The 24,912-nt window shown below is 61.6% G+C and carries 16 protein-coding genes and 2 pseudogenes; 11 read left to right on the top strand and 7 right to left on the bottom strand.

All coding sequences use genetic code 11. The annotated features are described in order from the left end of the window. Window positions 1-354: 354 nt before the first annotated feature. Window positions 355-1,776 (bottom strand): hypothetical protein, encoded by a 1,422-nt coding sequence (locus U5768_RS15095; protein WP_322031213.1) that lies wholly within the window; start codon window positions 1,774-1,776, stop codon window positions 355-357. Window positions 1,777-3,154: 1,378 nt separating this feature from the next. After that, window positions 3,155-5,389 (bottom strand): annotated as a pseudogene (locus U5768_RS15090) (type VI secretion system Vgr family protein); the annotation flags it as partial. 386 nt (window positions 5,390-5,775) lie between these two features. Here U5768_RS15090 and U5768_RS15085 point away from each other — a divergent pair. Together U5768_RS15085 and U5768_RS15080 are read left to right on the top strand one after the other, a co-directional pair. Beyond that, a complete protein-coding gene (locus U5768_RS15085; protein WP_322031212.1) occupies window positions 5,776-6,045 on the top strand; it encodes a hypothetical protein in 270 nt (89 codons plus the stop codon). A gap of 408 nt (window positions 6,046-6,453) precedes the next feature. After that, entirely contained in the window at window positions 6,454-6,801 is a 348-nt protein-coding gene (locus tag U5768_RS15080; RefSeq protein ID WP_322031211.1) for a hypothetical protein, read from the top strand. Here U5768_RS15080 and U5768_RS15075 read toward each other — a convergent pair. Continuing rightward, window positions 6,772-7,560: a hypothetical protein gene (locus U5768_RS15075; RefSeq protein WP_322031210.1), complete on the bottom strand. Its 789-nt coding sequence runs from the start codon at window positions 7,558-7,560 to the stop codon at window positions 6,772-6,774. The genes U5768_RS15080 and U5768_RS15075 overlap by 30 nt on opposite strands. 564 nt (window positions 7,561-8,124) lie before the next feature. Further along, on the bottom strand, window positions 8,125-9,075 hold the full coding sequence (locus U5768_RS15070) for a LysR substrate-binding domain-containing protein (RefSeq protein WP_322031209.1): 951 nt from the start codon (window positions 9,073-9,075) through the stop codon (window positions 8,125-8,127). A gap of 122 nt (window positions 9,076-9,197) precedes the next feature. On the opposite strand from U5768_RS15070, the gene U5768_RS15065 reads away from it, so the two are divergent. The 6 genes from U5768_RS15065 (at window position 9,198) to U5768_RS15040 (ending at window position 19,005) form a co-directional block, all read left to right on the top strand. After that, the gene (locus U5768_RS15065) at window positions 9,198-10,373 is read left to right on the top strand and encodes a M20 aminoacylase family protein (RefSeq protein ID WP_322031208.1); all 1,176 of its coding nucleotides are present in this window, start codon (window positions 9,198-9,200) and stop codon (window positions 10,371-10,373) included. Between the two features lie 70 nt (window positions 10,374-10,443). After that, window positions 10,444-11,769 carry an MFS transporter gene (locus U5768_RS15060; protein WP_322031207.1) on the top strand — a complete coding sequence of 442 codons (1,326 nt, stop codon included), beginning with the start codon at window positions 10,444-10,446 and terminating at the stop codon, window positions 11,767-11,769. 135 nt (window positions 11,770-11,904) lie between these two features. Continuing rightward, a complete protein-coding gene (locus tag U5768_RS15055) occupies window positions 11,905-12,264 on the top strand; it encodes a hypothetical protein (RefSeq protein WP_322031206.1) in 360 nt (119 codons plus the stop codon). Between the two features lie 504 nt (window positions 12,265-12,768). Beyond that, window positions 12,769-14,358 carry an efflux RND transporter periplasmic adaptor subunit gene (locus U5768_RS15050; RefSeq protein ID WP_322031205.1) on the top strand — a complete coding sequence of 530 codons (1,590 nt, stop codon included), beginning with the start codon at window positions 12,769-12,771 and terminating at the stop codon, window positions 14,356-14,358. A 3-nt stretch (window positions 14,359-14,361) separates the two neighbouring features. Then, window positions 14,362-17,526 (top strand): multidrug efflux RND transporter permease subunit, encoded by a 3,165-nt coding sequence (locus U5768_RS15045; protein WP_322031204.1) that lies wholly within the window; start codon window positions 14,362-14,364, stop codon window positions 17,524-17,526. A 3-nt stretch (window positions 17,527-17,529) separates the two neighbouring features. Next, entirely contained in the window at window positions 17,530-19,005 is a 1,476-nt protein-coding gene (locus U5768_RS15040) for an efflux transporter outer membrane subunit (protein WP_322031203.1), read from the top strand. A 10-nt stretch (window positions 19,006-19,015) separates the two neighbouring features. Here the strand turns inward: U5768_RS15040 and U5768_RS15035 are convergent, their stop codons facing one another. From U5768_RS15035 to U5768_RS15025, 3 genes are all read right to left on the bottom strand, one after another. Continuing rightward, on the bottom strand, window positions 19,016-19,381 hold the full coding sequence (locus U5768_RS15035) for a hypothetical protein (protein ID WP_028205078.1): 366 nt from the start codon (window positions 19,379-19,381) through the stop codon (window positions 19,016-19,018). 275 nt (window positions 19,382-19,656) lie between these two features. Further along, entirely contained in the window at window positions 19,657-20,229 is a 573-nt protein-coding gene (locus tag U5768_RS15030) for an ankyrin repeat domain-containing protein (RefSeq protein ID WP_322031202.1), read from the bottom strand. A 110-nt stretch (window positions 20,230-20,339) separates the two neighbouring features. After that, complete coding sequence (locus U5768_RS15025; protein WP_322031201.1) at window positions 20,340-21,734, bottom strand: short-chain fatty acid transporter; 1,395 nt, start codon at window positions 21,732-21,734, stop codon at window positions 20,340-20,342. 499 nt (window positions 21,735-22,233) lie between these two features. Between U5768_RS15025 and U5768_RS15020 the strand changes: the two genes are divergently transcribed. From U5768_RS15020 to U5768_RS15010, 3 genes and pseudogenes are all read left to right on the top strand, one after another. Continuing rightward, window positions 22,234-22,890, top strand: coding sequence for a peroxiredoxin (locus U5768_RS15020; protein WP_322031200.1), 657 nt, complete (start codon window positions 22,234-22,236; stop codon window positions 22,888-22,890). Window positions 22,891-23,292: 402 nt separating this feature from the next. Further along, window positions 23,293-24,006 (top strand): histidine utilization repressor, encoded by a 714-nt coding sequence (gene hutC / locus U5768_RS15015; protein WP_322031199.1) that lies wholly within the window; start codon window positions 23,293-23,295, stop codon window positions 24,004-24,006. Between the two features lie 258 nt (window positions 24,007-24,264). After that, window positions 24,265-24,912, top strand: a pseudogene (locus U5768_RS15010) (urocanate hydratase); the annotation flags it as partial.

The following is a 24,912-nucleotide window of genomic DNA, read 5'->3' as shown; positions in this document are numbered from 1 at the left end:
GTGTACTGAATCGAATTAGGAAATTTTTGAAGTAATTCACTGTCCGCTATGATACTTCGAGCATTGTCCGGTCCGCCGGGGGTCGTGGAATGTGCCGTGACGGATAGCGCTGCCAGTGTTGCGCTTACAACGAACAATGTAATCGCGAGAGGTTGTCGTTTCATGTTCGTCCATACATACGAATACCCCGCCGAAGCGGGGTAACTCTTACAGGCGAAGCGTCCGAATTTAAAGATCAACGAATCGCGGCAACAGGTCCTGGTCTGCGAGCCGGATTTCGATATGGTTTGCTGTCTTGACGTGTGCGGGGATATTCGCGTCGAACACGTTAACAGTTTCTGGACATTTCGGCGCTTATACGCCAAGCCACTGCCAGAAGTGATACGGCACGTATCCGCCCAGCCCGCCAAGGTCCGGCGCTATCTGCCCTGCCAGCATATAGCGCTCAGTTTCGGGGTGGGTGCTGCCTGTGCCTCTCAGGCCCGACGCCATGGTTCGAGCTACCCAACGCCCTTCGCGGGGACAGGGCTCGCCTGGATTGCATCGCGCCTTTAGCGCTAAGTCAGCATCCCAAAGCCAACGGTCAGATTTGCGTTCAAGGCTCTCGGTTGGCTCGCCTCTGTACAGGCCCACCACGAACTGGCCGCGCTCGCCGCTGGCGGACACGCTTCGGTAGTAGCCGGGTTCGACAACCGCTTCACCGGGGCGGACTAGCTGCGACGACATTTTTTCGCGCTGGCGAGCTTCGTAGTCCTTCCACTCATTAGGTGTCGAGGGGTAGTCAGTGTCAAAATTAACTCGGGCGGTCTTGGTCCTATCCGAAGGGAAATTTACTCGCCCCCCCACACCAAAAGCCCCCTTGACATTGATGGTCGTAAAAACGAGCGCATCGAACTCGTAGGTTCCCTTTGGCGCCTTGTTTCCAGGAACTGCAAGAAATTTGAATGTCACAGTGCCACCCTCTGGCAGGGTGACGAATGTTCCGGAGTCACCCATCGGCTGTTCGATCGTTTCAACCGAATAATCACCTTTGTTCACTATTGAGGCACCAGCCAAATCAGTACGCCATTCTCCATTTCCGCCTACGCGGAATCCGCTAATTTCAAGCCTATCTCCCCCAAGCTTGTTCCACTGGTCCGGCGTCCTCATCCTGACCGGAAAGTGTCCACTATTGATAAACTTTACCGAGACGATAAATTCATCTTTCTCCCGCTGAATGTCGGCGACAGTTGCATCGAATTTGACTATTGGGTGGCCATTCGGCGTGTATTTTTTTAACGAATTCTTGAAAAAATCATCGATAATAAAGGCCAGTTTTTTTGGTAGTTCAGCGAGACGACCTTGGTAATCGACCAGCTTCCCATCCTGGATACAACTTATTGAGTAATTGATCATCGGATCTACCCGAAGATCAGTAGGTGCTTTTTCCTCGGCGGCATGACATAACTGATCGCGAATATCCATTGCACGCTTCAAATCGTCGGGTGACAGTTGGGTCTCTAAGAGGCCAACTCCATCGAAATGATTGTTCAACGTACTTGACAACGCATTCGATATCGCGAGACGGATTTTCCCGGTTGACGGCCATACACCGATACCATTACCTCCGTATTGATGATCGCCTACAATCGAAAAGGCAAATGAGCCGACATTGTCGGTTGCTTCATCTGCGTGCGCATTTTTTGACATAGCGAGTATTCCGAATAAAAGATAAACCAGGAGAAAGAGTCGGAAAATCATTGGAAATCCAATATTTCTGGAATATTTAAGATTCATAGCCAATTCTCCATTTTTTCCAGATAGGCTTAGATTTATCTCCATTTTCGTATTGCGGATGTTCGCCAGTCAGATCGCAGAAATGTCGCCTGATATATTCGAGGTAGTATGGATGTACGACCGCACTCGGGGACGCCTTGTCACCTGTGGCAACCTGACTATTGGCACCGTAGCCCATAAGGTTACCCTTTGAAACAATCTGCCACGTTTCCTTGCCCTGATTGGCTTCTCCGAGTTTGAAATCAAGTTGCTGATCCTTGATGTACTGCTGATGCACCCAACCACCATACGACCAATATTCGTCTGGATAGTTGAAAAGATGTCCGCATTCATGCGCCAGCACGTTAGTGTCATACGGCATATCATGCCAAACAATACTCTTGTCAGGTAGTTGCTCCGCGTACATATTCCACTCGCCCCACGATCCGGCATCGGCGCGATGAGCACGCGAAAAAAGGTTGATAGTCTTGTGGATTTCTTTACCGTTGCCGACCGCCGCGCCCTTGATGCTCAAAAGCAGTTCCACCTTAAACACGACAGATACGCGACATCCGCAAGCGGCCCCTCTTGAGCACCCATTCAGGATCAGTTTGCTCCTATGCTCATTAAGAACAGTCTCAATCTGCCTCCTTTTTGTTTCGACATTGAAGTCCGCTCCGACGCAATCGCGATACTTCAGCACGTAGCCATTCACTGGATTGCCGACTCCATTCCCAGCCACGGTCCAAAGACTATCGTGATCGAAGGGAAGGGATTGCAGCTTCCCGTCAGGACCGGGTAATGGTTTCCCCCACTGATCGCATGGGACGATTTCAACGGGTATGAGTTGAACCCGAACCGTCGCATAAAGCGTCTTGTTTTGATCGTCGTATGAGAGTTCTAACTTCGTATCGAATTGATTGCCACTTAGGGGCCGTGTTCCGCGTGCGTCAGGTGTAGGCCAAGCGGTGTCTTTGTCTACCCATCCATAATATAGTTTCGTTTCGGCCGTATCCTTGCGCTGTTGCGTGAACGCTGGAGTGTGCCAGTCACAAACGACAGGCGGAGCCAGCTTGATCGGAACGCTTGCATCATCCGCAAGCGGCTTTTTCGGCTCATGCGCAGAATCCTGATCTGCGCCAGATGCGTCAGGTGCACTTGTAGCAGTCGTTGCGCCTTGCTGCGGCAGTTGTGGCGTTGATCCTTTTGACGGGGCTACGGGGGCAGCAACGGGGGCCGGGGCCTCGGGGTTGCCAGTCGCCGGATTGCCTGGTCTGTCCCACTCCGAAGCCTCTGGAGCGGGCGGCGGTGATGCTGTACCGTCCGCGTCAACTGGACGACGCCACGCCTTGCAGGCGAAGGTAAACGGCACGATGGTTGATGAAAACGCGGGCGCCGCCAGATGCATTTGCGCCTTGCCCTGCTTCTGGATCGTGATGACCTTCAGGAACAGGTCCTCGGGACCGCCAAGCGTGATGGAGCCGTCCTTCATCTGGATAAACGCACCGCCCGATTCGAGCGTGAGTTCTGTCTTCGCGACGATGCGCGCCACGCCGTTAACACTCGCTATCGTCAGGTCCTTGTCCGCGTCAAGCGACATCGGGCCGCCCTGCGCCTGCACCTCAACCGGGCCTTTGGCCGCAAAAATCTTGATGCCGGCCTTCTGCACGAACAGCGAAATCTGCTCGACCGCCGCAACCGTGAAACGCTTCAGCACGCTCCAGTCAGCATTCTTTCCGGCCACGGTTGATATGTTGCCTTCCGCCGCGAACTGGATGCCCTGGCCCGCGACAAGCGCCGCCGATGCGGGGGTGCTCATCAACAGGCCCGGTTGCTTCAGGCCGTCGAAGTCCTCTTTCATCTGCTGCTGGGCGTCGGTGTCGGCGGGTTCGGCCTTCGCGTTGCTGGACGATGCCGCCAGCGCCTTCGCGGTCGCCAGCGCGCTTTCAAGCTGCGCGATGGTCTCCTGCATGTCCAGTTGCTTGCCCGTCGCGGCGGGGCGGTCATACGCGGTCAGCATCATGCCCTTGCCCGCGCGGTGCGCCCCGTAACCCGATGTGCGAAGCTCGTGGCCTTCGCCCCGGTATTCGAGTTTGCTGTTAACCAGGTAGCCGAGATTCAGTTGTGACTTGCCCGAATGTTCCGTGCCAAGTTTGATACCTTCCTGGCCCGCCCAGTCCTCCATCCGCAGTTTGTTGTTCTTCTGCGTGCGGATCATATTGCGCGAGAGCCAGCGCCGGTCATTCGTGATGAGGTCCCGCGCCTGGCTATGGTGGTGAAAGGCGGTGATTTCCGGCTTGTCCGGGTCGCCGTCCCGGCACGTAATCACGGCTTCGGCATCGTCCAGCGCCGGGAAGTGCATGCCGGTTTGCAGCTTGCCCGCGAACGGTTTTGCGAGGCGCAGCGGGACGCTTTCGCCGCCGTTGGGCCACGTTTCGAAGTCCGCATCGAAGCGAACCGTGTAGTAGCCGTTTTTTGTAATGTACGCGTAGGTGTATCTGTCAGGACTTGTGACGCGCGCTGACAGCGTGCCCGCCACGGTCGCCCACGTTTGGGGCTCCAGTTTCAGACGAAAACGGCGGTCGGCAGGGATGGCCTTGTAGCGGTTCGTATAGGGCGCGTTGCGCGCCCCGCTATGCGTGATTTCAATAATCACCTGTCCTTCCGGTGCATCGGGAAGGACGATATCTGTTTCGAACACTCGGCCCGGCCGCAAGGCCAGAACATTACTCTCACCTTCATAGACGACCTGCCAGGCGAGAGCCGCTTCGTGGCGTAGCTGTGCTTCCCATTTTGCCCCGGCCTGGTCCTCATGGTGGGTGCCATAGATATATGGCTGGCCGTAGGTCGTGGAATCAGCAGGGGCGACGTTGGCTTCGTCTCTCAGACGCTCCCACGCTTTTTCCGGGTTGCGCTCCGCAACCATAACCGACTTCGACACGACAACGGAATGGGTCTTGATCGACGTGACGGCCTCGACGCCGCCCGATTCCAGTCCCGCCGCTTCGCGGTACGGCGCGACCAGGCGCGGCTCCCAGATATAGTGGTCTCTGTCATCTCCGAAAACCACCTGATCGCCATATTCGGTTTCCTGAATATAGCTATAGATGCCCGACTTCTGCATCGTCATCTGGGCGTAGGCAATATCGGTCATGCCGTATTGCATACGGAAATCGTGCTTACGATAGCTTGCGCGCAGCCGGAAACTGAATTGATGTTCCCGCATGCCGTGGCCTCGCAGTAGCTCCGCGAGAATGTCAGGGCTGGACGCGTGCTGGTAGATTTTCGTGCGCGTCGCCGCTGCGAGCCGGGCGAAATGCGACATCAGCACAAGTTCAGACCTTATCTGGTCTTTCGTGGTTTGAATCGTGGACTGGCGCTGAATGAAGCCGCTGAATTTGCGGGGCGGTCCGTCGTCCGGCACGATGGTAAATGTCGCATCCTGGTTGAGAAAATCGGCGCGCGCAAGCGGGTACGAGTGTGTCACTTCAACGCGTACTTCCGCCGCCACGCCCATTTTTTCGGTTGCCGAAAACGACTCGACCGATAGCGCCGCTGCGGGTACTCCCTGAACTTCCAGAAAGTACGCCTGGCGGCCGGTAATGCCCTGACGTAGTGGATCAAACTCTGCCATTCCGAGGTCCTTCGAAGCGCCCACGGCGCGGGTTAGACGGTTACAACGAATGGTGCGGATAAACGAAGCCTAGTTTCGATACTTGCCTAAGTGCCCCTGGGGGTGCAATTGGACAGGTCATAAAAAGGTTCGAATTTCTGTTAACTAACGTCAAATCAATGCGCAGCAGGTAATCCTCAGAAAATTTGACAAGTCAAAAAAATTACTACTATGGCCGTTAATCAGGACGCTCCCTAGCTATCCCTGACCCCTATAGCCCGCGCAATGCGGGCTTTTATGTTTCTGGGCTGCACAATCTCCCTGTAAGGCCCACCCTGCGCGACCTCTATTCGAGTCACGCGGTAGCGCTGCGCGACGCGCTACGCCGTGCCGTCGAGCGCGGCGGTATGTCTTCGCTCGGTGTGCTGCACCAGGGCGTACCGTCCGCGTCCAAACTCACGGGCACCGATGCAACAGCGCAGGCGGCGCGCATCCGTCGACAGCTCGAACAGCTCGCACTTGCGCCCCGCGCGCTGCTCGTCATCGCCTACGCGCGGCGTACGCTGAAATGCAGTTGCGGGGCGCGCTGCTGCGGGGGCAGTTATCCCAATCCCGAATGGGCCGACGCCATGCGCGTGTTACTCGCGCACGTTGCGCTCAGGACGCGCAGCGAATGAAGCACTGCATAGCGCGATCATTGCCAACGCATTGACGCGCACAAAGGAAATGTCGGTATCGCTCGCGGAAAGGTCACTTTCGACACGGCGGCACGCAACGGCGAACCGTTCGCCGCGCTCGCGCGTGCGGTGAACATGTTGCCTGAACCAGTCGAGCGGCTTTGTACGATCAACCTCGGAAGTTGCGCCGGCGGCGCGTACATGCGCTCACACGGCCTTGACAATTGGGACAACGTGATGGGAATTCGCGCGGATGAACCGCGCCGCGTGTCCCGCTTGTCGGACCCCGCACGCGACAACTTTTACAGCGTGCCCGTGCTGCCGCTCGCGCGAGCGACGCCGCGAAAGCAGACATACTCGTTTTCTGGCGCGCCTCGACCCACAAGGCGAACTGAGTAATTGCGACCTGTGCGTTCTGAAGGCCGCCACAAGATCGTGCGCGCGCTCGTTACCGAACCATGGCGCGCGGATTGGTGGATAGAACAGGAACGCGCGGAGCATGGCGCGACGTATCGCAATGACCGACCGCCGTATCGCGACCTGAAACGCGAAGCGCTTTTCTACGCGCGGCAGGTGCCGCCTGATTTCCGCGACGCCGCGAACGAATGGATACGCAAACAGACGTGCGCGCAACTTGCCAACGCACAATTCTGGCTTTGCGATCCGCATCAGGCGTCTTCTATTGCTGACGCGAAGCATCAAGGGGCATTGGCGGATTGCCCCAGGTTAATGCGCATGCTGTTGGACGTACCTTAACGCAGTAGAATATTGCTCAATTACGTCATACTCGCAGAATCTGGATAATTTGTTTTTTGCCTCGTGTAGAAAATTGTTCATTCGAAATTCGTCATAAAAAAATCTTTTAAAATCAGACTTCTCCAGCCAAAATACACTGTCCTTGAACTGTGGAGGGGCGGAAGTATGCTCCGTGAGTTCGCTGATAACCGGCGTTCCCACTGAAAGACACTGAAAGACGCGAGCCTGTTCAAACCTGGCACTGTCGTAATAGTGACAATTGAACACAGCACGGGCGCGCGCTATTTGCTCGTCCCGGTCCTGTCCATATCCGCGAAGAATGCTCAGGTCAATTCCGCACTCGTGAATATCAAGAAGCATCTGACGCCGTCTTTCGTTTATGCTCCCAAAAAACAGCAACTCGATCGGTCGCTTGTCAAGGTCAATTGACTTTTGCGTTGCGAGATATGGCGCGTAGCCGAACGATACGATCGGAACACTGCTCTCGCTCCGATAGGCGGCGACGTTGCACGGATCGTAGTCAATTACAGGGAATTTCGACAATAAATCAAGATATGAAGGGTGTACGGAGGCACCATTATTTCCTAGCTGCTCAAGGTTAACGAATGCATACCTATATCCATGAATACGGGTGGTATAGAAACCGCCATGAGCGCCGAAAACCAGGTTTATTGAATTCCGGTCCATTTCATTTATCGAGATTTGAACCTCTGCGCCCAATCTTTGAAATTGATACTGGAAGAAGCGCGCCTGATCCATGAATCCGATAGCGTGGACGCTTCCTTCGGGTTGCACTATACACAAGTTAATTTTTTCGGATTTCATAGATGCCTAAAGCACAATTATCGGTTGAAAGTGATTTCATGCCGATGTCAGTAACGACAGCAAATGGACTTGGACCGGCAAAAGTCCAGTCAAGAGCGGTTGTCCCACTCCTGTCATCGATCGTCGGGAGAAATTCAGGCGCCCGATATGAGATTTGTCCGAAAATAGCGAGAATAGTCGCTTACACGCACCTTCGTTAATGCTGATATATCGTGTTCGATGGCGTGACGCCTGGCAAGTTGGCGATGCGGCCGCGCGAACGAGGTACGGTTGCATTTGACGCGCGCGCATATGCATTCGCACACCGAACGTGACCGCGAAGCGCGATGCGAGCGAAGCGACGGACGAAGACCGATGCGAGGAATAGAAACCCTGTTGCAAGGCGTTACCGGGCCACGCAGTCGCGTGCCGGCCCAGGCCGCATTGCCTGTTTTCGCGGTGGTGTGCAAGAAAACGCACAGAAACCCAACAACCCCACCAAAAAACAAATCAAAAAACTCAGATCAGCAACTCAAGCGAGTGATAGAGCCGCCGTCGCTCGGGATTATCCGAAGCCTCGCCCGCATGAATGGCCTCCTTGAGGCATTCCAGAAAGCACTCGGCCGCGGCGGAAAGCGGCACGCCGCGCCGTGCAACCACGCTCACCACCGTGCGGTCCACTTCCTCCTGAAGCGCAAGCGCGCGCAGGTTCTCGCGCGCGAAACGTGTCTCCACGAGCGGCCACGGGAAAATGCTCACCATATCCGTATTCATGATGAGCCCCATCGCCACCACGAACGAGTGCGCGAGGTGCACGTGTTTCGGCATCGGCAGGCCGTGGCGCAGGAAGACGTCGTCGGCGATCATGTCCTTGCTGGCCGGGTCCCAGTTGAGCAACCATTCGCAATCCTGAAGTTCCTTGAGCGATTGCGCGTGCGACAGCGGATGATTCTGGCGCACCACCACGGCCGACTCCGTGGCGAAGATCGGCGTTTGCGTGAACTCCGCGTGCAGCGATGCGGGCCCGGGCTTGCCTAGCGAAAAGTCGAGCGAGCCGTCGCGCAGCCGCGGCATCACGATATTGAGCAAGCCTTCGTAAAACTCCAGTTGCATGCCGGGCATGCGCGCCCGAAACAGCGTGACGGCATCGGGCAGGAAGGAGAGGGCGAGCCACGGCGTCACGCCGATGGCGAGTTTGCCGCCGCCGCGCCCGCGCCGCGCGTCGAGTTCGTCCTGCGCGCGCGACATTTGATGCACCACAAGCCGGGCATGCACGAGCAGCGCCTGGCCCGCTTCCGTGAAGGCGATGCCGTTCGCGTTGCGCGTGACGAGCGCGATTTGCTGCTCGGCCTCCAGCTCGCGCACGGCCTTCGTCGCCGCCGCCGGCGATATGCCGAGCGCACGCGCGGCGGCGCGAATGCTGCCGGTATCGGCCATGGCGACGAGCGCGCGGAACTGGTGGAACTTCATAAGGGATAACCCGGGTGCGCACTTCTGGTTGGCGGGCCAACTATTTTAGGGCTGTCGGCGGATAAGAGACGTCATTATTCTCAAGCGAATTCACACTCACGCTCGCCCTGGAGGGAATTCGTATGAACACGATGGCTATCCCGGCCGCAATCGCCGCGATCGAAGAAGAGATGATCGCGCTGCGTCACGAGATCCATGCGCACCCCGAACTGGGCTTCGAGGAATTCGTCACCAGCGACCTCGTCGCGCAGCGCCTCGGCGAGTGGGGCTACGAGGTGCACCGCGGGCTGGGCGGTACGGGCGTCGTGGGCACGCTCAAGGTGGGCGAGGGCAAGCAGCGCCTCGGCCTGCGCGCCGACATGGACGCGCTTCCCATCCACGAGAACACCGGCCTCGACTACGCGAGCCGCATTCCGGGCAAGATGCATGCGTGCGGCCACGACGGCCACACGGCCATGCTGCTCGCGGCGGCGAAGCATCTCGCGCAGTCGCGCAGCTTCAACGGCACGCTGCACCTCGTTTTTCAGCCCGCCGAGGAAGGCATGGGCGGCGCGAAGCGCATGCTCGACGAAGGCCTGTTCGAGCGCTTTCCCTGCGACGCCGTATTCGCCATGCACAACATGCCCGGTTTCCCCACGGGCAAGCTCGGTTTTCGCGCGGGGCCGTTCATGGCTTCGTCGGATACCGTCATCATCGACATCGACGGGCGCGGCGGTCATGGCGCGGTGCCGCATAAGGCGATCGACCCCGTGGTGGTGTGCGCCAACGTCGTGCTCGCGCTGCAAACCATCGTGTCGCGCAACGTGCCGCCGCTCGACATGGCGATCGTCACCGTGGGCGCGATCCATTCGGGCGACGCGCCCAACGTGATTCCGCAAACCGCGCAAATGCGCCTCTCCGTGCGCGCGCTGCGCGCCGAAGTGCGCGACTTGCTGCAGGAGCGCATCACGGCGCTCGTGCACGCGCAGGCCAGCGCGTATGGCGCAACGGCGCGCATCGACTATCAGCGCCGCTACCCGGTGCTCGTGAACGACGCCGCGATGACCGAATTCGCGCAGGACGTGGCGCGCGACTGGCTGGGAGTCGATGGCCTCATTCACGACATGGCGCCGCTCACCGGCAGCGAGGACTTCTCGTTCCTGCTCGAGAAATGCGCAGGCAGCTACCTCATCATCGGCAACGGCGACGGGGAGGGCGGCTGCATGGTCCACAACCCCGGCTATGACTTCAACGACGACTGCCTCGCCACCGGCGCGGCATACTGGGTGCAGCTCGCCGAACGCTTCCTGCGCGGCTGAGGCCCGCGGCCAGCGGGCGCGAGACACGACGCCCACGATACGAGACACGAGACACACGAGGAGACACCCGATGAACGCCACGTCGATCCAGGCGCAAGCCGCAGCGGCCCCGACTTCCACGCGCCGCTCGCGCGCGAAGGCCATCTTCGCGATCACGCTCGGCAACGGGCTCGAGTTCTTCGACTTCACGGTCTACAGCTTCTTTGCCTCGATCATCGGGCAGTTGTACTTTCCGGTGCACGGCTCGCTGAACCAGTTGATGCTGGCCGTCGGCAGCTTCGGCGTGGGTTTTGTCGTGCGTCCGATCGGCGGCATCGTGATCGGCGCGTTCGCGGACCGCGTGGGCCGCAAGGCCGCCATGACGCTCACGCTCTGGCTCATGGCGCTCGGCTCGGCGCTCATCGCGTTCGCGCCCACCTACGCGCAGATCGGGCTCGCCGCGCCCGCGCTGATCCTGCTCGCGCGTCTCGTACAGGGCTTCGCGGTGGGCGGCGAAGTGGGCGCCTCGACGTCGCTGCTGCTCGAATACGCGGACGACCGCTCGCGCGGCTTCTACGGTAGCTGGCAGTTCGTGAGCCAGGGGCTCAATACGGTGTGCGGCGCGCTCATCGGCGTGACGCTTTCCACTATGCTCTCGCAGGCCGCGCTCGAAAGCTGGGGCTGGCGCGTGCCGTTCGTGATCGGCATGCTGGTGGTGCCCGTGGGCGTGTACATTCGCCGCCATCTCGACGAAACGCTCGCGAACCCTGTCGAAGTCGAAGACACCGCACCCGTGGCCGACGTGGCGCGGCCGCTGCGCGAGATCTTCGGGCGTCACCGCAAGTCTCTCGTGGCGGGCGTGGTGACGACCATCGGCGGCACGGCGGCGAACTATATCGTGCTGTTCTACATGTCGACGTATGCGATCAAGATTCTCGGCCTGCCGATGTCGGTCGGCATGAGCGCCGCGCTCGTCGCGGCGCTCGTCACGGCAATCTGCTCGCCGTTCGCGGGGTCGCTGTCCGACCGCCTGGGCCGCAAGTGGGTGATGGGCGTCTCGCGCGTGCTGCTGATCGCGGTGATCTATCCGGCATTCATGCTCATTCACGCCATGCCGACCGTTGCCACCGTGCTCTCAGTCGTGGCCGTGCTCGGCGCGATCGTCGCGTTCACGGCGGTTCCCAACATCGTGATGCTGCCCGAACTCTTTCCTCAGTCGATTCGCGTGACGGGCATGTCCGTGGTGTATTGCGTGGGCGTGTCGATCTTCGGCGGCTTCGCGCAATTCTTCGCGACCTGGCTTATCAAGCTGCTCGACAATCCGCTCGCGCCCGCCTGGTACCTGATCGGCTGCGGCGCGGTCTCGCTGCTCGCGCTGCCGCTCATTCGCGAGCCGGCGGGGCGCCCGCTGGATTAAACGGTGGCTTTGGCCGCTACGCACTTTTAGCGGCCGCGTTGGGTTTATTTACCAGACGTTTACGCGGTGCTGCCTAGAATCGGTTCGTGTTCAACTCAAGCGCGCCGCCGTAACGACGGCGCGCGCACAACACGTATGCCATCTATCGTCTCGCAGGGCCCGATTTCCCGAAGGTCACGCTCCGCTACCACGCAGCGGCCCGTTCTCTCACTGCGCAACTTGCGCAAGCCGCTTCAGGCGGCAACCCAGCGTAAAACGGTGCAACTGGTCGTGCGCGTGCCCACGCGCGAAGCACAACTGGCGCGATGCACGCTGCATGGTTTGATTGGCGGCGCGCTCGGCGTGCATACGATCGACATCGACCGCCGCCGCGATGTTGCCTGCCTGCATGTCGAACTCGATCGCCGCCGCGTGGCAGAGGCCATGACGCTGCTCATGCGCACGCTTTCGTGCGCGGAATTCGGCTCGGTGCGCGGCCTCGATCGCGCTGCCTGATTCGTAACGCGCGGGGCGCCCGCCGCTGCGAAAGCTGCGCCTCGCTCGACTATTCACCCGCCCGCAGTTCACGCGATGCATGCTTCATGCATCCGCATCTTTCATCTCCTTGTCCATGCGCAAGCGCCGCGTGATTTCGCGCAGACGTTAGCGAACGATCCGGATATCGTCTCGCCTTTCGAAACAAATGCGGTCGTCATTGCGCTGTACGCGCCAGTCCTGTCGTCCCGAGCGAATATTTGGTCACCCTGATTCTGTGTCGTCCAGAAAGACAGTAGTATTTGGTCGAGCACTAAAGTCAGTGGCGGTGATTCGATGAGATCGCCCGCGCGCGCCTGATTTGGTTTCGTCGGTCCAGCGCAGATCGTCGACAACACGGAGAACAGCATGACTCACGGTATTCGGGTGGCCAGCTTGTGTCTGTCGTTAGGGTTGCTGACAAGTGTCGTTGGATGTCATGAAAACAAACCGGCTGCCGAAACACGACCCGCAGCGAACGTCGACGTGATCACAGTGGCGCTGCGCGACGTGCCTGTGGTTTTCGAATACGTGGGGCAGACTGAAAGCTCGCAGCAGGTCGAAATTCGCGCGCGCGTGAGTGGCTTCCTCGAAAAGCGGGTGTATACGGAAGGCTCGCTGGTCCATGCGGGCGACGTCATGTTCGTCATGGACCGCAAACCGTTCGAAGCCACGCTCGACGCCGCGAAGGCCGAACTTGCCCAGCAGAAGGCGCGGCTCCAAACCGCGCAGGCCAATCTTGCCCGCGTGCGTCCGCTTGCCGCGAAGAACGCATTGAGCCAGAAGGACCTCGACGATTCGGTCGGCCAGGAGCAGGCCGCCGCCGCTGCGGTCGAAGGGGCGAAGGCGAATGTGATCAGCGCGCAGCTCAATCTCGGCTATACGACCATCGTCGCGCCCGTTACGGGTCTTTCGAGCTTTGCGAAGAAGCAGGACGGTTCGTATATCGATGCAAGCAACAGCCTGCTCACCTACGTCGCCAAGCTCGATCCCATGTGGATCAACTTCTCGCTCTCCGAGAACGAGATGCTCGATCTGCGCACGCAAACGCAGAACGGCACGCTCAAGTTGCCGCCAGTCGGCAAGCTCGAAGCGGTGATCGTGCTCGCGGACGGCAGCATCTATCCGCAGCGCGGCCGCATTGCCTTTACCGACGCCGCGCTTAGCTCGGAAACCGGCACTTACCTGATCCGCGCCGCCATGCCGAATCCCACGGGAGCGCTGCGGCCCGGTCAGTTCGTGCGCATCAAGCTGCTGGGCGCGATGCGCAGTTCGGCGGTGGCCGTGCCGCAGTCCGCGGTGCAGCAGGGGCCGCGCGGCGCGTACGTGTGGACCGTCGACAAGGACAACAAGGCGCAGCAGCGCGTGGTAGAAACGGGCGAGTGGAACGGCAATGCGTGGGTGATCAAGTCGGGCTTGCATCCGGGCGATCACGTCATCATCGACAATACGCTGCGGCTCATGCCGGGTGCGCCGGTCAAGGCGAATCTGGTGCAGACGCCGCCTGCATCCGTGAATATCGGCGGCGCGGCTGATGGACAAGGCGGTGCTGCGGGCAGTACCGCGGGCGGCGAAGCACAGGCGGGCGCATCGGGCGCGGCTGCCTCGAATGCGAACCCGAACGCAAACCCGAACGCAAACCCGAACGCAAACCCGAACGCAAACCCGAATGCAAACCCGAACGCGCAAGCGAATACAGGCGCGAACGCCGCCCAATCGGCCACGGCTTCGGGCGCGTCCGGCGCGCAGGGCGAACACACCGCGCTGTATTTCGCGTCGGGCAGTGCGAGCCTCGACGCCCAGTCGGCCGATGCGCTCGCGGGCGTGGCGCGCCGTCTCGTCGCCGAGCCGGGCGCGCGCGTCGTGATCTCCGGCTACACCGATTCGACGGGCTCGCTGGCCGCGAACCAGCGTCTCGCGGCCGAGCGCGCGGCCACGGTGCGCGCGGCGCTGGTGGTGGCCGGCGTGAAGACCGAGCGCATCGACATGCGCAAACCGGCGCGGATCGTCGCCAACGATCCGCCCGACAAATCCCGCCGCGTGGACGTCACGTTCTCGCCCGCCGCGGGAGGTTGAACGATGAAGTTCTCCCACTTCTTCATTGACCGGCCGATTTTCGCGTCGGTCGTCTCGATCGTGCTCGTCGTCGCGGGTCTCGTGGCGATGTTCAACCTGCCGATCGCGCAGTTCCCGGACATCGCGCCGCCCACCATCACGGTGAGCGCCACGTATCCGGGCGCGAGCGCCGATATCGTCGCCCAGAACGTGGCCGCGCCGATCGAGCAGCAGGTCAACGGCGCGGACAACATGATGTACATGAACTCGTCGAGTTCCTCGACGGGCAACATGACGCTCACGGTGTACTTCAACATCGGCACCGATCCGTCGCTCGCCCAGGTGGACGTGCAAAACCGCGTGAACCTCGCGCTGCCGTTCCTGCCCGATTCGGTGACGGCGCAAGGCGTGTCGGTGCAGAAGCGCTCCTCCGCGTTCATGATGGTGGTCGCGATCTATTCGCCCGATAACTCATATGATGCGTCCTACGTGGCGAACTACGCGAACGTCTACGTGCTCGACGCGCTCAAGCGCATTCCGGGTGCGAACCAGGCGTCGATCTTCGGTTCTGCTGACTATGCGATGCGCGTGTGGCTCAAGCCCGACCGCATGGCGAAGCTCGGCATTACCGTGGCCGACGTGCAGAACGCGATTGCGCAGCAGAACCAGCAGTTCTCCGCGGGCCGCCTCGGCGCGGCGCCGACCACCAGTCCTGTGAACCAGACGTTTCCTGTGACGACGAAGGGGCGTCTTACCGAGCCCGCCGATTTCGACAACATCATTCTGCGCGCGGCGTCGGGCGATGCGGCGATCGTGCGCCTGAAGGACATCGGCCACGCGGAGCTGGGCGCGAAGGACTATTCGTTGCGCGGCCGCTTCAACGGCAAGACGGCCACGCTGCTCGCCGTGTATCAGCAGCCGGGCGCGAATGCCCTGCAAGTGGCCAAGCAGGTGCGCCAGACGCTCGATCAGTTGAGCAAGAGTTTTCCGCCCGGCCTCAAGTATGAAGTCGCGCTCGATACGACCGAGTTCGTGCACGAGTCGATCAACGAGGTGGTCCATACCCTGCGCGATGCGGTGATTCTCGTGATCATCGTGGTGTACATCTTCCTGCAGAGCTTTCGCGCGACGCTCGTGCCGCTGCTTGCCGTGCCCGTGTCGATCATCGGCGCGTTCATCGGCATGTCGGCGTTCGGCTTCTCGATCAACATGCTGACGTTGTTCGGCATGGTGCTGGCCATCGGTATCGTGGTGGACGACGCGATCGTGGTGATCGAAAACGTCGAGCGCAATATGAGCGAGTTCAAGCTGGCGCCCAAGGAAGCGGCCAAACGCGCGATGGACGAAGTGAGCGGACCGGTGGTGGCGATCGTGCTGGTGCTGCTCGCCGTGTTCATACCGGTGGCGTTTCTCTCGGGCATCACGGGGCAGCTTTACAAGCAGTTCGCCGTGACGATCGCCGTTTCGGTGGTGCTTTCGGGTATCGTCGCGCTCACGCTTTCGCCCGCGCTCGCGGCCATCCTGCTCAAGCCAGGCGAGCACAAGAAGAACCGCTTTTTCCGCTGGTTCAACGATAAATTCGAACGCTTGACCGAAGGCTATGGAAGCTGGGTGCAGGCCGCGATACGCCGCGTGATCCTCTCCATCGGCCTGATTGTCGTGATGCTGATTGCAACGGTCGGCCTGTTCAACCATATTCCATCGTCGTTCTTGCCCGTGGAGGATCAGGGCTATCTGTTCGGCGCGGTCGTGATGCCCGACGCGGCGAGTCTGGACCGCACCGGCGAGCTTTCGAAGAAAGCGGAGGACTGGTTCGCGAAACAGCCTGCCGTGAGTTCGGTGGCGGCGCCGATCGGCTACAGCCTGATCGATGCGCAGTACAAATCGAACGCGGGCACGCTGTTCGTGACGCTCAAGGGCTTCAAGGATCGCGGCGAGAACGGCACCGCGCAGGACCTGATCCGCGATGCCACCAAGGCGTTTTCCACGTTCAAGGACGGCGTGGTCGTGCCGCTCAATCCGCCGTCGATTCCGGGCCTCGGCACCACGGGCGGCTTCGAGTTCTGGCTGCAAAGCACCGGCGACGGCACGTATCAGCAGCTCGAGGAGAAGGTGCGGCAGGTGATCGCGAAGGCGCGCCAGAATCCGGCCCTGCGCAGCGTGAATTCCACCATCAACACGAACTCGCGCCAGTTGCTCGTGGAAGTGGACCGCGAGCGGGCGGAAACGCTCGGCGTTCCGGTTCAGGATATCTATTCTGCACTCCAGACGATGTTCGGTTCCCTGTACGTGAGCCAGTTCCCGAAGGGCAGCCGCCTTTTCCAGGTGATCATGCAAGCCGAGCCGCAATACCGCTTGAGCCCGGACGACATCCAGCAGCTCTATGTGCGCAACCGCAACAACGACATGGTGCCGATCAAGGCAGTGACGACTTCGCGTTTCGTGCCGGGCCCCGACATCGTCAACCGCTTCAATAATTTCCCGGCGGCGAAAATCACCGGCGACGCGGCGCCGGGCCATAGCTCCGGCGAGGCAATCGCGGCAATGGAGCAGATTGCGGGCGAAGTGCTGGGCGAGGGCTACAGCTTCGAATGGAGCGGTCAGGCGTACGAAGAAAAGAAGGCGGGCTCGACAGCGGCGCTCGTGTTCGGTTTCGCACTGCTGATGGTGTTCCTCATTCTCGCGGCGCAGTACGAGAAGTGGTCGCTGCCGGTCGGCGTGCTGCTGGCCGTGCCGTTCGCGATCTTCGGGGCGCTCGTGGGCATCCTGTTGCGCGGCATGGAAAACGACGTGTACTTCCAGATCGGCCTGACCGTGCTGATCGCGCTCGCGGCGAAGAACGCCATTCTGATCTTCGAATTCGCCATCGAAATGCGCGAGAAGGAGAACATGTCGCCCTTCGATGCCGCGCTGCACGCCGCGAAGCTGCGCTTGCGGCCGATCATCATGACCTCGCTCGCGTTCATACTGGGCTGCGTGCCGCTCGCCATTGCCAGCGGCGCGTCGGCGGCGAGCCGGCGCTCGCTCGGCACCGGCGTGATTGCCGGCATGCTCGGCGCCACGGCGATCGCACTCTTCTTCATTCCGATGTTCTTCTGGGGACTGGAAACGCTCTCGTCGCGCAAGAAGCCGAGCGCCGCGCCGCATGCCAGCACGCCCCCTGCGGCGCCGCCTTCGCAGGAGGGCTGAGCGATGAAGACACATTTGAATCTGACGAATCGCGCGCTGCGTCCCCTCGGGCTGATCCTCGCGACCGCGTGCCTCGGCGCCTGCGCGGTCGGGCCCGACTATCAGCGTCCCGCGGTCGAGACGCCTTCGACGTTTCGCTATGCTTCGCCGCAGGCGGAACTCGTCGACACTTCGCTCGACTGGTGGACGCAGTTCAACGACCCCGTGCTCAACGATCTGATCACGAAGGCGCTGGCGCAGAACAAGGATCTCCTGATTGCGGCGGCCCGCGTCGAGGAGTTCTACGGGCGATACGTCGTGACGCGCGCAGGTCTTTTCCCGCAGGTGTCGGCGAATTTCGGCGCGTCGCGCAGCCGTGGCGTTCCGGCGCCTGGCTACCCGCCCGTGGTCGGCAACCAGGTGCAGTTGAACGGCGCGGTGTCCTGGGAACTCGATCTGTTCGGCCACCTGCGCAGGCTCACCGAAGCGGCGCGCGCCGACTATATGGCCACGCAGTCCGCGCAGCAGGCCACGCGCATTTCCATCATCGCGAACGTGGCCACGTCCTATCTGCAACTGCGCGACTTCGACAATCAGCTCGTCATCGCGCAGAGCACGCTCCAAAGCCGCAAGGGGGCGCTCGATCTTTTCAACGAGCGCTATGCGGGCGGGGTCGTTTCGCGGCTGCAGGTGAGCCAGGCGCAGTCGGAATACCAGTCGGCGCAGACCTCGGTGTATTCGATCCAGCAGGAAATCGCCACGCAGGAAGACGCGATTTCGCTGCTGCTGGGTGAAAATCCCGGGCCGATTCCGCGCGGCAAGTCGATCACCGAACTCACCGCGCCCGCCATTCCCGCGGGGCTGCCATCGACGCTGCTGGAACGCCGCCCCGATATTTTGCAGGCCGAACAAACGCTCATTTCGGCGAACGCATCGATTGGCGCCGCGCGCGCGCTGTATTTCCCGCAGATTTCGCTCACGGGACTGTTCGGCGCAGCGAGCACGGCGCTCTCGGGACTCTGGACGGGACCCGCCCGTGTGTGGTCGTTCGCGGGCGCGATTACGCAGCCGATTTTCGAGGGCGGCGCGATTGCGGGCGGTGTGCATCAGGCCGAAGCCGTGCAGCAGGAAGCGCTATTCAGCTACGAGCAGGCGATCCAGCAGGCGTTCGCCGATGTGGAAAATGCGCTCGTGGGCGTGGCGCGCACGCGCGATCAACTGGATTCGACCACGCGCCAGGTGGCGGCGCTTACGGAATATACGTCGGTGGCGCACGATCTCTACGAGGGCGGCTATACGAGCTACCTCGAAGTGCTCGACGCCGAGCGCAGTCTCTTCAATGCGCAATTGCAGGAGTCGTCGCTACATGACCAGGAGCTTGCGCAGATCGTGAATCTGTACAAGGCGCTCGGTTATGGCTGGACGCCCGCCGCGCCTGCGCCGGCGGCGGACAGCGCGAAGCCGTCGCAGTCCTCGCCCGCGACGGCGAACCCCGCTTGACGAGCCGGATTCAGTCCGCGGGGCGGCGGTCGGCGAGCGCCCGTTCGCAGTCCTTGAGGACCTGCAAAACGAGCTTGGCCTGGTAGTTCAGGTCGTCGGTGTCGAGAATCTCCTCGACAGCGTCGCGCGCCCAGACCGCGTCCACGAACCACGCGTGCTGCTGTGCGATGTCCTGCGCCATGGCGGCGAGGCGCGCAATGGCGAGCCAGTCGGCCTCGCGCGCGTGACGGTCGAGCCACTTGTGCGCCGCCTGGACGTGAAAGGCCGCGTTGGGCCAGGACTCGTTGAGATAGTAGGCTCCGAGGCTCCCGCAGGTGAGCCAGCAGAGCAGCTCCACGCGATCGCGCGGACTCAGATGGTGGCGTACATCACTCATGGCGACGCTCGCGAAAGTAACAGAGTTCGATTGACGGGTGCGTGCAGACTTTTTCGAATCCGATGACAAAACGATATCACGGCTTGTGGAAAATCGCCTGCCCCGCACGGGCGCTATACGCACGGGTGTTACATACATGGATAGCGTCGCCTGGCGGCGCGTTGTATGCAAACCAGGAGTGACACCAGGAAGGCGCGCGCGGTTATGCGCCTTGCAGCGTTTGGCGTGCCTGGTTTCCGGCGCCGTTTTTTTGTCGCGCGATTGCGCCCCTTGATTCAGGGGCGTTTGCCGCCCTCGAGGCGCGCGAGCTGCGTGGCCGTGTCCACCGCGCCCATGGCGTTCGCGGCGTCCAGCGCGGTGTTGCCCGCCGTGTCGTGCGCCGCCGGGTTCGCGCCGCGCGCGAGCAGCAGGTCGACGATATCGCAGCGATTGAACATGGCCGCGATCATCAGCGCGGTGCGGCCGTCGGGAGACGCGCCTTCCACGTCTGCACCGTTTTCGAGCAGCGCGCCGATCACGTCGGCATAGCCCTTGAAGGCCGCGCCCGCGAGCGGCGTCTGGCCGTTGTCGTTGCGCAGGTTCGGATCCGCGCCGCGCTGCACGAGCGCGCGCACGGCGGCGGCGTGGCCGTGGTAGCTCGCGAGCATCACGAGGCTGTCGCCTTTTTCGTTGCGCAGGTTCGGCGGCAGGCCTTGGTCGATGAGGGTGGCGAGCGTGGCCGCCTCGCCGCGGCGCGCGGTGTCGAACACCTGGCGCGCGAACTCGACGAAACGCGGATCGAATTCGTCGTCGCCGGAGCCTGAAGACGAAGGCGACGAGGGCGGGGAAGGCGGCGCGCTGGCGGTCATGGCAGTCTCCTGGGTCGGATCGCAGGTCGATTCGGCGCAGCATGCCGCCGTCGAAGTCCGCTCATTGTCGCCGATCTTCGCGCGCCGCGAGGCCAGGGCGGCGCGTGCGCTCAGGGTACGAACCAGAGCGCGGCGGCGTAGATCACGAGCGAAACGGCGAACGTCACGGCGGTATAGCCCATCACGCGCTGAATGCGGATGCCCGCAATCGCGACGATCGGCACGGCCCAGAACGGCTGCAGCATGTTCGAGACGTTCTCGGCCATCGCCACGCCCATGGCGGTGCGCGGCACGGAGGCGTGCAGGCTCAGCGCGGCGGGCAGCACGAACGGCCCTTGCACGGCCCAGTGGCCGCCCGCGCTCGGCACGAGCAGCGTGATGATGAGCGAGCTGAGATAGCTCCAGAGCGGCAGCGAAAGCGGCGTGGCGATCGTGACGAATGCCTTGGCGATCATCGAGGCGAGGCCCGTGCCCTTCATGATCCCCATGATGCCGCCGTAGACGGGGTACTGAAGAAGCATGGAGCCGGTCTGGCGCGCGGCGCGGCGGATGGCGTTCGCGTAGGCGATGGGCGTGCGCTGGAGCGCGAGGCCGATCAGCAGGAAGATGAGGATCGTCGTGTTGATGTCGAGATCGAAGCCCTTTTCGCTCCATTCCATCGCGAGATAGCCCGCGCCGAGCGCGATCAGCAGCAGCGTGCCGAGCATCGATTGTTCGAGGCGCGATGCGAACGAAGGCGTGCCGTTGCCGGCGCGCGCGTGCGGATCGTCGCTCACGCCGGCGTCGCTCGCTTCGGCTTCTGCCGCCTGGCTGAACGGCGCCACGTGCTCCGGCTTCGGATGCATGCGGATGAAGATGAACGTCATCACGACCACCACGAGCACGGTCGGCACGAAGACGAACGGCGCGAACACGGTCTGGCTGAGCGGAATTACGTGGCCGGTGGCCTTTTCCACGAGATTGAGCGCGTTGCCGTGCGAGGCCTGCGAAAGCGCGATGGAGCTTGAGAGCCCGCTATTGCAGATCGACCAGGCCGAGTAGCTGCCCGCTACGAGCCACGCGAAATCCACGTTCACGCGCTTGGCGATTTCGCGCGAAAGCAGCGCGCCGACGATCAGGCCGAGGCCCCAGTTCAGCCACGCCGAGATGGCGACCACGGGAAACACAAGCAGGGCGGCGCGCGCCGGCGTTTGTGCCCTGGAGGCGAGCGCGCGCAGCACGCGCTGGATGACCGGCGCCTCGGCGATGGCGTAGCCGGTGGCGAGGATCAGGATCATCTGCAGCGCGAAGCCGAGAATGCCGAATGTGCCTTCGTACCAGGAACCGAGCAGCGTGGGGAGGTTGCCGTGCGGCGCGACGACCAGCGCGAGCACCGCGACGAAAAAGGTGAGGCAGATGGACAGAACGAAGGGGTCGGGCATGACCCGCTCGAAAACGTACACGAGGGCGGCGACGACACCCTGGCGGGAATCGCGCGTCGTTTCAGTCTGGAGGTCTCTTTTCATGCTCTTTTGCGCTAGGTAGCGAATGGCTACTGGCTGGCCGGAGCGGACAGGAGGCGTGGCTTGCGGACGGTCCCGGCGCCGCGCGGCTGGCGAGCCATGGCGCGTGGCGTACGGGAAGGCAGAGGCGGCTCCTCCATGTGCGAGAGGCGATGGCGCCCCGGCGCAGCGGGTTCATATCTCGCCTTGCACGCGCGGATTCGCCCGGCAAGACGGCCAGCCCGTTTTTATTGTTCTCGCGTTCGTATTACGAACACGGTTTCGATTATCGAACGACGCATTATTCGCTTCATGCTCGGTGAATGTCAAGGCTGCAATGTCGCGCCAATACGGGCACTTAACGCTAAATGAGGGCGGAATGTATGCGAGTTGTAATAAAGACGAAACCGGAAAGAAATGCCGTAAGCGTCGCGCGGACTATCTAAAATGCAGAAGCGGGAACCCTTTTCGCGCGCACGCAGACCCTCGCGGTCTGCCAATCACCGCATTCAGGAGACTGAAGATGACGATTCGTCTTGGAGAAGATGCCCCCGATTTCACCGCGGAAACCACCGAAGGCAAGATCCGTTTTCACGAATGGATCGGCGACCAATGGGCCATTCTGTTTTCGCATCCGAAAGACTTCACACCCGTTTGCACGACGGAACTCGGCTATATGGCAAAGCTCAAGCCGGAATTCGACAAGCGCAACACGAAGATTATCGGCCTGAGCATCGACCCGGTTGACGACCATGTGAAGTGGGCGAAGGACATCGAGGAAACGCAGGGAAGCGCGGTCAATTATCCGATGATCGGCGACCCGGATCTGAGCGTCGCGAAGCTCTACGACATGATCCATCCGCACGCGAGCGGCGCGAACACGCGCTCGGCGGCCGACAACGCCACGATACGCTCGGTGTTTCTCATCGGGCCGGACAAGAAGGTGAAGGCGATGCTCGTCTACCCCATGAGTTCGGGCCGCAATTTCGACGAGGTGCTGCGTCTGCTCGATTCGCTGCAACTTACCGCGAAGCACACGGTGGCGACGCCCGTGAACTGGAAGCCCGGTGACGACGTCATCATCCCGACTTCGGTTTCCGACGATGCGGCCAAACAGAAGTATCCGCAGGGCTTCAAGACGCTCAAGCCGTACCTGCGCACGGTCGAACAGCCGAAGTAACGCTGCGGCGGTTCGATAAAAGAACGCGGCGCACGGGTAGTGCGCCGCTCATATAGCGATCGGCCTCATGCGCGCCCTGAAGCGCAGCGGCGAACACCACGAAGAGCCATTGCCACGGCGAGCGCCGCCTTCGGCATCATGCCGAGCCCGGCAGAATCACGAACACTCAACCGGCACCCCGCGATCCTTCGCACCTCGAACCAATTCTCGCCGAACGGCTGCATGTCGAACTGCGGCCCGCTGCGCGCGCCATCAAGCCATGCATCGCGCGCCGTCCCTGCCTCGCCGCCCGCGCGGCGGCACTATAAGGGGCGGTACAATGTGGGCCGCCTGAAGCCACGTCGCCGCGTCGCGCCATGCAGGATCGATCCGGCGCCCCCCGTTCATTCGAAGATCGAGACCATGCAAAAGAAAACGGTCCACAGTGCCCCGTTGCCCGCCTATGAGCAGATCAAACGCCACGTGCTCGCACAGATCGAAAGGGGCGCCCTGCGGCCCGGCGACGTGGTGCCTTCCGAAACGGAACTGGTGAAAGAGTTCGGCGTGGCGCGCATGACCGTGTCGCGCGCGCTGCGAGAACTGATGGCCGAGGGCGTGCTGAACCGCGTGCGCGGATCGGGCACTTATGTGGCGCCGCGCCAGTACGAATCGACCGTGCTGCAAATCCGCAATATCGCCGACGAAATCGCGGCGCGCGGCCATCGGCATGCGGCGCGCGTGCTGGGGCTGGAGTCGAGCGACGATCCGAACGCGATCGCCGCGCTCGAACTCGACGCCGGGCCGGTCTTCCACTCGCGCATCGTGCACAGCGAGGAGGGCGAGCCGATCCAGTACGAGGACCGCTACGTGAATCCCGAGGTGTTCCCCGACTATCTGGCCCAGGACTTCACCGTCGAAACGCCGAATCACTACATGGTGCGCCTCGCGCCGATCCAGCGCGCCGAGTTCCGCATCTACGCGCAAAAGCCCGACGCGCGCGTGCGGCAATATCTGGAGATGGAAATCGGCGAGCCCTGCCTGCTGTTGCTGCGCCGCACGTGGGTAGGGCGGCATGTGGCGACTTCCGTGCGTTTGTGGCATCCGGCTTCGCGTTTTCATCTGGCCGGGACGGTCTGATGCGGTAGACACCGCTCGTTTTCGCCTTCCGAATTTGTCTAGACAACGTTCCTCGCAATTCGCTTGCCGCGACATTGCGCGGGACCGCCCATTTCCCGTAAATAATCCAGGGTAACTACTTACCCGCGTTTGTTCGAAACGAGTTGTATATACAACTTGGCGGCGTTAGACTTAGTCCACATTGCAGCGCTCGTCGCACATTCGCGGGCGCGGTCCTTCAGCTTGCCATCCCGACTCGACCGGACTCGAACCAACGCCATGAACCACCCGAACTTCACCGACCCCCGCCTCGACCCGACCCGCACGATCCGCGCCCCGCGCGGCGCGCAGAAGGTCTGCAAGACCTGGCTGGCGGAAGCTGCCTACCGGATGCTCCAGAATAATCTGGACCCGGAAGTCGCCGAGCATCCGCATGCGCTCGTGGTGTACGGCGGCATTGGCCGCGCCGCGCGCAACTGGGAGTGCTTCGACCAGATCCTGGCGTCGCTGAAGGACCTGAACGAGGACGAAACGCTGCTGATCCAGTCGGGCAAGCCGGTTGGCGTGTTCCGCACGCATGCGGATGCCCCGCGCGTGCTGCTCGCGAACTCGAACCTCGTGCCGCACTGGGCCACGTGGGAACATTTCCACGAACTGGACCGCAAGGGCCTCATGATGTACGGCCAGATGACGGCGGGTAGCTGGATCTACATCGGCTCGCAGGGCATCGTGCAGGGCACGTACGAGACGTTCTATTCGGTGGCGAACCAGCACTTCAACGGCAATCCGAAGGGCCGCTGGATTCTCACCGGCGGTCTGGGCGGCATGGGCGGCGCGCAGCCGCTCGCGGCGACCATGGCGGGTTTCTCGATGATCGCCGTGGAATGCGACGAGACGCGCATCGACTTCCGCCTGAAGACGCGCTAT

Origin of the sequence: Paraburkholderia sp. J76 (assembly GCF_905220295.1) — a bacterium.
Lineage (GTDB): Bacteria > Pseudomonadota > Gammaproteobacteria > Burkholderiales > Burkholderiaceae > Paraburkholderia.
The sequence above is the reverse complement of the archived record's forward strand: the minus strand, read 5'-3'. Positions and strand labels throughout refer to the sequence as shown.